This window comes from Pseudoalteromonas sp. TB25 (assembly GCF_000497995.1).
Classification (GTDB): domain Bacteria; phylum Pseudomonadota; class Gammaproteobacteria; order Enterobacterales; family Alteromonadaceae; genus Pseudoalteromonas; species Pseudoalteromonas distincta.
In genome coordinates this window covers 1-9,321 of sequence record NZ_AUTI01000211.1, presented here as the reverse complement: position 1 = coordinate 9,321, position 9,321 = coordinate 1, and the positions used below count along the sequence as shown (strand labels likewise).

9 protein-coding genes are annotated in these 9,321 nt (G+C 36.1%); all 9 read right to left on the bottom strand.

The window, feature by feature from the left end; genetic code table 11:
* Positions 1-285: 285 nt before the first annotated feature.
* A complete protein-coding gene (locus L652_RS0105560; RefSeq protein ID WP_024595314.1) occupies positions 286-2,352 on the bottom strand; it encodes a 6-hydroxymethylpterin diphosphokinase MptE-like protein in 2,067 nt (688 codons plus the stop codon).
* Positions 2,345-2,620: a hypothetical protein gene (locus tag L652_RS0105555; RefSeq protein ID WP_139015383.1), complete on the bottom strand. Its 276-nt coding sequence runs from the start codon at positions 2,618-2,620 to the stop codon at positions 2,345-2,347. Before L652_RS0105555 ends, L652_RS0105560 begins: the two co-directional genes overlap by 8 nt.
* A 75-nt stretch (positions 2,621-2,695) precedes the next feature.
* Entirely contained in the window at positions 2,696-3,115 is a 420-nt protein-coding gene (gene fliS, locus L652_RS0105550; RefSeq protein ID WP_024589955.1) for a flagellar export chaperone FliS, read from the bottom strand.
* 10 nt (positions 3,116-3,125) lie between these two features.
* Positions 3,126-4,517 carry a flagellar filament capping protein FliD gene (gene fliD / locus L652_RS0105545; protein WP_024603356.1) on the bottom strand — a complete coding sequence of 464 codons (1,392 nt, stop codon included), beginning with the start codon at positions 4,515-4,517 and terminating at the stop codon, positions 3,126-3,128.
* Positions 4,518-4,527: 10 nt separating this feature from the next.
* Complete coding sequence (locus tag L652_RS0105540; RefSeq protein ID WP_024594801.1) at positions 4,528-4,920, bottom strand: flagellar protein FlaG; 393 nt, start codon at positions 4,918-4,920, stop codon at positions 4,528-4,530.
* Positions 4,921-4,995: 75 nt separating this feature from the next.
* On the bottom strand, positions 4,996-5,811 hold the full coding sequence (locus L652_RS0105535) for a flagellin (RefSeq protein WP_024594800.1): 816 nt from the start codon (positions 5,809-5,811) through the stop codon (positions 4,996-4,998).
* A 192-nt stretch (positions 5,812-6,003) separates the two neighbouring features.
* Positions 6,004-6,822: a flagellin gene (locus tag L652_RS0105530; RefSeq protein WP_024594799.1), complete on the bottom strand. Its 819-nt coding sequence runs from the start codon at positions 6,820-6,822 to the stop codon at positions 6,004-6,006.
* A gap of 292 nt (positions 6,823-7,114) precedes the next feature.
* On the bottom strand, positions 7,115-8,368 hold the full coding sequence (gene flgL / locus L652_RS0105525; protein ID WP_024594798.1) for a flagellar hook-associated protein FlgL: 1,254 nt from the start codon (positions 8,366-8,368) through the stop codon (positions 7,115-7,117).
* A gap of 2 nt (positions 8,369-8,370) precedes the next feature.
* The coding region (locus L652_RS0105520) for a flagellar basal body rod C-terminal domain-containing protein (RefSeq protein WP_024603355.1) at positions 8,371-9,321 on the bottom strand (951 nt) is incomplete at its 5' end.

Here is a 9,321-nt window from a genome sequence, read left to right as displayed (position 1 = left end):
ATGCAAGTGATAGCGGCAGTTTTTTGACATAAACTGCCAAAAAACAGACACTTTTCGATTAATATATTAATTATCTGTAGGTAAAGATTACTTCGCCTACCAAAGTAAATTACAAATGGTAGACACTAGGTTAAATGCACTTTAGTTTTTTAATTAAATACAGAGTTCAATATTTGCATAACCTGAGTTTAAATTTTTATTTAAACCACTAATTAAGAGTCGCACTTTGGGTGCAAACCCCAAAAACTGTAACCAACTTTACAAAACTAAACTCTTAAAGTGGCGCTAACTAAACTTAGCAGTATAATTTTCTTTTATAGCTTCAAGGTAGTTGCAAACTATTTGCGCACTAGTGTAATAGTTATTTATTGCTAACTGTTCATCCTGGTCGCTATACAAAGAATTTATTAACATTGAGTGAGTGTGTAAAAGTGTGCCGCGTAACAACTCATCAAAGTAACTGATAGTGGTATTATGAAAGCTTGTAAGCCTATGAAGCTGCTCATCTAGTACCTCTAACACTGCATTAATAGAAGCCGGTTGGCTTGACAGTTGCTCAATAAATAAATTACATAAATCTAAAAACAACGGTACATCATTGTGGATCGCAGCAAAAGCATCATTAGTATAAGTTTCTGAGCTTTTAATCGCGTCAGCTATATGTGAAACCAGTGCTGCTTTATTTTCTATTGGAGTACTAACTAATGAGTCGGTCTGAGTTGGCTTTGCACCTTCAACATAGGCTCCATCACTGCAATTTTTTACCTTTAAATGCGAATTTTTCGCTAATGTTCTTTCAAGTACAGAGTGAGAGTACTTAAATATCTCATCTGTTTCTACGAAAGTATCAGGATCAAAATTACCTTTTAGTTTATATTTTGCTTTGTGTTTATATAAGCCAGAGTCTTGGTCGCCCTTATAATACACACTGTTTTTGGAGTGATGTTGCTCAGATTTATAACCCATATCAACACCAAATAAGGTAATATCGGTAAAACCTATTTTTTCACAAAAAGCCAGCGCACAATTACTCACTGTTGGATTACAATTCACCAATAATGCAGGTTTTACTTGAAGCCCTAGACCTTGAACAAAAAGCTTGCTACTTGCTTCCCCCCATTTTACGCCTTGGACTTTATTTTCAAACATAGCAAACACAGAAGGTAAAACAGTATTTAAAGCTAAAAGGGTAATATCACTAAAAAACTCTTTATCGTAAAAAGAAGCTAATACATCATGTGTTACTTGGCAGCGCTCCATCTCACAATGGAAGTCTGGCTTTAATCCATATTGATGCAAAGCACTGAGTGCCGTGCCACAACTTATAATAATTGCGTTATCTTGATGCTCAATCAGCCATTGTATGTCTTTATCTAATGATGGACCATTAGCAATTAAGAAGACAGGTATATCTTTTAACTTCTCTAAGCTATCAGGCCTAAGAAAAGGCACGTCAAAGTTTTTTGAGAAGTTTTCAATACTGAGGATAGCATCATCATAAAAACCAAACCCTAAAATATTACCAACAAATTGCTGTGAAAGTTGCTTAGTAACACGGTCGAGATAGTCATCATGATAATGTTTATATAAAAAGCTATATCCTGAGAAAAAGCGACCAAATCGCTGAAACACCGATTCCACTTCTTTACTAATACCCAGTTCAGTATCAAACTCACCAACGCTAAAATGTAATTCAGTGTTATTTACATTAAGCTGCTCAAAAATGTGCGACCAATCGGTTAAAAACAAGCTTAAATAAAGAAGATCAATATGAGGCTCATAAATATATAGCTTTTTCACTATATGGTCACTTAAAATAGAGTGAATATGATAACCGCAACCTATTCCCATTAGCATTAAAGTTGGCAAAACCTTAGGTAATCGATTACTTTTCTTTTGCTCGCTCTGCTGTTTTAAATTAATAGCAAGCTCATTTAAAAAATGACTATGAATAAATCCATCACTGATTTTTTCGCGGACAGAAAACTTATTTGTTAGCACAACTGGGTTTTCTTGAAAGCTTAAATACTGTACATATGAATCTTGATAAATATCATGTTTATATAGGTTTACTTTTTCTTTAGTGTCATAAACATTAACTTTCCCGTCTTCCATATGCAACTCAAAGCGGGAGAGCTGATAATTTAAAAAAGTATTGTAAATATCAGGATAAATAGACTCAAAAGCTAACATATTAGATTGAAACATTTTTTCTAAATCAAAATCAGGTCTTATAAAATCTTTTAATTTAGCCTCGTATTTTTTTCTATTTTCAATCTGTGTCTGTAAAAATGATTGATAGCGCTCAAGTTCTTCTAACTTTTCATTTATAGCCAATGTTAGGTCATTCATAATTACTCGCTTCCTTAACTATTGAGTAAGCTTTTAGCTGTTTTTTCTTTTTTTGCATTGAGATAAGTAACATATGCAGCCTTACTTTTTCATCACCTAACAAGTCATAATGCTTTTGAGTTTCTGCTTGGAACTGCACTATAAACTTACTGACAAACGCCTTACTTTCTGGTTCGAGACTACTGGATAGCTCAAGTAATTCGGCTAACAAGTTGTTTTTCTGTTTGATAACCTCTGCTAAACCGCTATAGTCTTCAGCCTTTATCATAGAGCACTCTTCTTTAAGTAAGTTTTTTAGGCACTCACTAAGCTGCATCGCCTTATAATTGAGAGACTTATCCACTTACAAACCACTTTGCTCTAAAAGTGCAAAACCTTTTTGTTTGTCTTCCTCTGTAATACCATCCCAAGCTTCTTTTATGGGCGAAAACAGCTCCTTTATTTCATCTAAAATATCTATCGAATTTTGTGTATTCGCTTCTGATAATCTAATAACTAAATAATCATAAAGAGCATTTAAGTTATCAGCTATATCACCACCTTGCTTTAAATTTAATCCTCCTTTTAATCCACCTATAATACCAATTGCTTTTTTAATACTATTATTTCTAGACTCAATATCTGAACGCTGAATAAAAACTTTAGCCTGATATACTTGAGTTAAAAACTCTCTCATCAAAATTTGAATAACTTGATGAGGATTGGCTTCTGAAAGAGAAAGTTCTTTTTGAGCTTTTTTATAGGTGTTTACACGTAAGTTCATATTATTCCTATTAATTATCACTTGATACACTTGTTAATATACTTGATATATAAGAGCTAGAAGTTTGGTATTGTGCAATTATGCTATCTAAAGACGCATACTGGCTTCGTAGTGATGCTTCAAGGTTTATAAGTCTTTCACTCAAAGTTTCTCTGTCTGTTTCAACTTTTTCTAAAGACACATTAAGGCTTTCTTCTCTTTTTAATAAAGATCCACCACTACCGGTGTAAAGTTCAATTAAGCTATCGACCTTATTTACTAGACCATCATCACTGCTAAAAAAACTTTGTAATGAGCTATACCTATCAGAGATCGTACTATTTAGTAACTCTTCACCACTTTGTAATGTGCCAATACCTAATGATGATATTTCCATCTCACCTTCACGGTTAAAGTTAATACCTATTTCTAATAATGACTGTATCTCTGTAGTACCACCTAGATCATTAGTAAACATTCTTTGCAATTGTTGTTCCACAGTTCTAACAGTACTGTCTGATGCTAAAGACCCAGATGAAGCATTTGACACCGTATCTAACTGCCCTTTAAGAACATTATAAGCATCAACAAACTCTTGCAAACCCTCTTTTACAACTCCTTCATCTACAGAAACACTAAACTCTTGGGGTTGAGTAGTTACTGATTTAAGAGTTATTGTAGTACCTTGTATTTTATCACTTAATTCATTAGTGGAGCTACTTACAGTCTGGTCGTTAATTAATGCCTTTGCGTCCTGTGATTGTTGTTGAATAACCATGCCTGAACTGCCACTAGGAGAACTCGTTGCTATGGCAGCAAGTGAATCATCATCTGATGTAACTGTAAGTGTATTACCGTCACCTGAAATGGAAGAGCTAAATGTTAAAACTGCGCCAGAGTCACTATTTACTATATTCGCACTAACACCAAAGTTTTCACTTTCTTTATTTATTTTATTTCTTATATCTTCGAGGGTATCTGCGCTTTCTATATTTACTGTAAATTCAGAACCACCTGCATTAAACGTTAAATTGCCAGTGCCAATAGTGCTATTGGAAGCACCTAATGCTACAGATTGTAATTTAGAGCCCTTTGCTAATTGCAACACTTCGACAGAAAAGTCTCCAGATTGCATAGAGCTGCCTACTTCTACTTCAAATGCTTGCTCTGACTCCTCTAAACCATTACCAAATGATACAAGCCTAGAATTGTACGTTTCATCATCGCCAAGTTTAGCAAGTGCATCATTAAATGTATCGAGGGCCGCTTTAAAAGTTCCAACACCTGATAGCTCTGTTGTGTAATTTATTTCACGAGCGTTGAGTTGGTTTGTCTTAACTGCGCTTTCAGCTTGAATAGTTACTTCAATTATAGACTCAAGATCTAAACCTGAACCTACCCCTGCAGATGTAATACTAGCCATAATTTAGCCCCTAAATTTCTTGGTCAAAAAGTAAACCTAGCGAAGTTCCAAAAATTTCTTCCTGTAATTTGTCTATTTTGCTTGCTAGCTCCAGCACTTCTTCACTTGGTATTTGACGTATAATTTCATTTGTTTCAGAATCGGTCACTACAACAAATGATTTTTTAGATTCTTCATGAATGTTAAACTTAAACTGTTTAGATTGAAGTTGAGATAGTGATTCTATTTTTAAAACTGACTCCTGCAAACTTTGTAACGAAATAAGTTCACCAGAACTAACTTGAACCTCTTGCTCTACTTTTTCATCACTGGTATTTAAAGTGAGTTGCCGCCCTTCACTTAAAACAGGAGTTAAATTGATATTTAAGTTCTGTTTGTTTAAATCAGCGCTATTTGACTCCATTTAATTTCTCCCAAAAAAAAAGCTTTGTCTACCAGATGTCTCCAGTATACAAAGCTTTTCTTAAATAAGCTTTTTTTATAAAAGAGACAAAGCAATCTGTGGTTGTTGGTTAGCTTGCGCTAACATAGAGCTTGATGCCTGCTGTAAAACTTGGTTTCGAGCAAGACTGGCACTTTCCGCTGCAAAATCAGCATCCATAATGCGAGATCGTGAAGCTGCAACATTTTCAGATACATTAGACAAATTGCGAATCGTTGAGCTAAAACGGTTTTGTTTTGCACCTAGATCAGCTCGTACATCATTAACCGTTTTCAGAGCTGCGTCTATACCATCTATAGCAAGCTGTGAAGTAGACGCATTACCTATACTCAAAGTATCAGTACCTAATCCGTTTGCTCCCATACTTGTAGCAATTGCAACTGAAATAGTTTGGCTTGCATCAGCTCCAACTTGAAATTCAACCCCATAACTACCATCTAACACTTTAACACCTGCAAATGTTGTAGTACTTGCAACTCGAGTGATTTCTTCATTTAATTGAGTAAACTCTTTTTGAAGAGAGGCTCTATCATCAGCGCTATTAGAGCCGTTAGCTGATTGGATAGACAATACACGCATACGTTGTAACATATTTGTTGTTTCATCTAACGCTCCCTCAGCAGTTTGAGCTATTGAAATACCATCATTTGCATTACGCGCCGCTTGGTCTAACCCTTTCATTTGAGACTCTAAGCGAGAACCTATTTGTAAACCAGCTGCATCATCAGCAGAGCTGTTTACACGTAAACCAGAAGATAGACGCTGGAATGACGTAGATAAATCGTTTGTAGAGTTTGATAAGTTACGTTGTGAGTTTAATGACATTACATTTGTATTTACGCTTAAAGCCATGATAGCCTCCTAATAATTTAACTAGATGGGAATCAAGCTTAACGTTAAACGTATTTTGCTCTGTGATTCCTGATTCAATTAAGTTATCGGCGCTAGATTTATTTACTTTAATGTTTTTTAGCTTTATTTTTTATTTTTATCTTCTAAAGCTTTAAAGCTAGGTAAAACCTAGCTTTAATTAGAAGACAATGGTTACTGTAATAATGATAATGCAATCTGAGGCTGCTGATTTGCCTGAGCAAGTATAGTACTTGATGCTTGTTGCAATACTTGATTTCGAGCCAAGCTAGCACTTTCCGCAGCAAAATCGGCATCCATAATGCGCGATCTAGAAGCCGATACGTTCTCTGCAACATTACTTAAATTTCGAATTGTAGAACTAAAACGATTTTGTTTGGCACCTAAATCAGCCCTAACATCATTAACAATTTTTAATGCGTCATCTATACTATCAATCGCTATTTGTGCTCCGGCAGCTGTCGAAATAGTATGTGTTATAACTCCCAGTCCTGTAGCCCCCATACTTGTAGCAATTGAAACTGAAATAGTTTGATTTGCATCTGCGCCAACCTGAAACTCAGCAGAGTATTCACCATTTAGAACGTTTACTCCACCAAATGTCGTTGTCTCAGCTATTCTGTCTATTTCTTCTTTTAATTGGAGGAACTCTTTTTGCAGCGCAGCTCTATCATCATCGCTATTAGAACCGTTAGCTGATTGAATTGATAAAACACGCATACGTTGCAACATACTTGTTGTTTCATCTAAAGCTCCTTCAGCCGTTTGTGATATTGATATACCGTCGTTTGCATTTCTAGCAGCCTGATTTAAGCCATTTACCTGAGTAGTTAAACGAGAACCAATCTGCAAACCAGCGGCATCATCTTTTGCGCTGTTTACACGCAAACCCGATGATAGTCTTTCAAACGAAGTACTAAGGTCATTCGTTGAGTTTGCTAGATTTCTTTGAGAGTTTATCGAAGCAATATTTGAGTTTACTGTTAAGGCCATTTTACCATCTCCTAGTGTTAAGGTGCGGTTCTATATGCTTTAAGCAGGAACCACTATTTGTAGTTTATCTTTGTTAATTTAAATGCATGAGTCATGCCAACTAACAAAAAAACTTAAGTAACTGTTTTTAATTGATATATCCGGACAGGCAGTAGAATGAATTTGAATTAACATATTTTTATAAGGGAGTTATTAGTAAGTGACATATTTTTGCCGCTCACTTTCACTTATTTCTATATGCGAGGAGGCAAGTTATTACCTTTTAGTAAGCTAATAACTCTAATAACGGAATTTACAAATAATCAAATAATGAAAGGTTGGATAAACGCCCAAAAGTTGCCTGCGATGCTTGCAATGCAGTTTCTTGCTTAGTCAATTCGCTAATTGCTTCAACCATATCAACTTCTACTAAGTTAGAGCGATTACTTTTATTTTGTATGTCAATCGACAAGTTTGAAGCTGTAATTCTATCGACTACATTTAGCCGCCCGCCTAAATTTGCTTGGGTAAATACAACTTGTTCACCTGCATTCTGCAGTTGTACAACTCCATCAGCAAGTACTTGTTGAAAGTCTTCACCTTCAAGTGTGCCATCGTTAAGGCCTGCAATAAGTGCTTGTAATGTATTAAGTACATTTTCTTTGCCTGGTTTTTCAAGGCTAATATCTAGCTGTCCAGGCGCACTGCCTTCTAATTCAATCGTCATACCTGCGTATTCAATTGTATCATCGTTAACTTCGCCAGTTACTGCGGGGGTTAGTGCTGCGCCGTCTCGGTATATTTCGTAGGTTTGTGGATCTGTTGCTGTAGCACCTGGGCTTACTAATACACTATATGTATTTGCTGTTGCCGAAGCTGCTGGGTCTGCGTTGTAATTTTCTTGATGAAATTTATCAAACTCAGCTTGGCCGTCAACATATACACTTGCCGCTGTAATAGAGCCTGAAACACTTGCCGTGTTAGATTTTACGTTTAACCGCGCATCAACCTTTTCAAACGTATCAAAGCCGTTATCGCTTGATTTAATTGATACACCTTCAGCTATAGTTATTTGGTGCTGACCTTGGTCGCCATTATAAGTGTATTCTTCTGCAACTGAGTCAAACTGATATGGTTGCGTATTGTCTTGGTAACCTGAAAATATAAATTTCCCATCTTCTAAACGGGTATTCATTAGGTCAAGTATACTACTTTGTATCCCTTCTAATTCTGAAGCTATAGAACTTAAATCAGACTTACTTAATGCTCCGTTACCTGCTTGAATTGTTAATGTTTGTGCTTTTTGTATAGCATAGTTAATACTTTCTAATATAGTTTCCTCACTATTTAATCTATTACTAAGCTGGTCGATATTTTTAGTGTATTGCTCATTAGTTTGTATTTTATTTGAATACAGCATAGCTTGCGAAATAGCAGCTGGCGCTTCTGAGGTGGTTAAATACTTTTCACCTGTTGTTACTCGCTCTTGAGCATTTGCAACACCTTGTTGGTTGTCGAGTATTTTATTTATGTTGTTTTGGTACATTAAATTATTTGATAAACGCATAATTACCTCGCCGCATTTAATAAGGTGTCAAAAATTTCTTGAGCTGCTGCTAAAACTTGTGCTGATGCTGAGTATGATTGCTGAAAACGCAGTAAATTTGCAGCCTCTTCATCAAGGTTCACACCAGATAAAGACTCGTACCATGCCTCAGATTGCTGTGCTAGAGCGTCAAATGCAGCCCCACTTGTGATTGCTTGGCCAGTTACAACACCTATATCACTCACTAATCCTGAATAAGCTTGGTTGAACGTTTTATGGTTGTCGGCCGTTGCTGTTGTTTCTACATTTAAACGGACTAACTCACCATTTTGTAAATCAGCTAATTTTAAACCATTACGGTTATCGTCAAAGCCGCCTTCGTTAAACTCAAGTGTAAAGGTATCGCCTGTTGCTGGTGTACCTTCTATATCAAAATCGAATCCGTAGGTATCAAATGGAGCACCGGCTTGCGATAACATTCCTTTTGCAGGAGGAGTAATAGTAAAAGTATTCGTTCCGCTATTATCTGTAATTTGATATTCGTTAGCATTACCTGTTTTAACAAGCGTTATTTCACCGTTTGTTAAGCTTGGTGTTGAAGTAAATCCACCGGAGGTAACACTTGTTACTTCTCCCGCTGAAATAGTAGCGGTACCTATATTATTTAAATCGTTAGCAGTACGGATTGGCGATGCTAGTGCTAAATCTTCTGCGCGCCCTGTTGCAAGTGTAATACTTGAAGCGGCATCTGAATTAAGCTTTATTTGAAACTGATCACCCTCAACACCTGCCCCAGATACATTTACTTGAAGACCAAATGATTCGCCGGTGGTTATAGTCGATGAATCAATAACACCTGTCGATATATCAGCAAGTGAAGGCTGCCCTAACGGATCGCCTTTGTTATCTATAGGTTGAATACTTACTTCATTAGCATTAGCTGTATAAGTAATAATAAAGTCACTGGCAGGAAG

What these genes read in the sequence shown, in the direction of transcription:
- L652_RS0105560 (WP_024595314.1), bottom strand. Translation starts at nt 2,352, where the DNA reads ATGAATGACCTAACATTGGCTATAAATGAAAAGTTAGAAGAACTTGAG.
- L652_RS0105555 (WP_139015383.1), bottom strand. Translation starts at nt 2,620, where the DNA reads ATGATAAAGGCTGAAGACTATAGCGGTTTAGCAGAGGTTATCAAACAG.
- fliS (WP_024589955.1), bottom strand. Translation starts at nt 3,115, where the DNA reads ATGAACTTACGTGTAAACACCTATAAAAAAGCTCAAAAAGAACTTTCT.
- fliD (WP_024603356.1), bottom strand. Translation starts at nt 4,517, where the DNA reads ATGGCTAGTATTACATCTGCAGGGGTAGGTTCAGGTTTAGATCTTGAG.
- L652_RS0105540 (WP_024594801.1), bottom strand. Translation starts at nt 4,920, where the DNA reads ATGGAGTCAAATAGCGCTGATTTAAACAAACAGAACTTAAATATCAAT.
- L652_RS0105535 (WP_024594800.1), bottom strand. Translation starts at nt 5,811, where the DNA reads ATGGCTTTAAGCGTAAATACAAATGTAATGTCATTAAACTCACAACGT.
- L652_RS0105530 (WP_024594799.1), bottom strand. Translation starts at nt 6,822, where the DNA reads ATGGCCTTAACAGTAAACTCAAATATTGCTTCGATAAACTCTCAAAGA.
- flgL (WP_024594798.1), bottom strand. Translation starts at nt 8,368, where the DNA reads ATGCGTTTATCAAATAATTTAATGTACCAAAACAACATAAATAAAATA.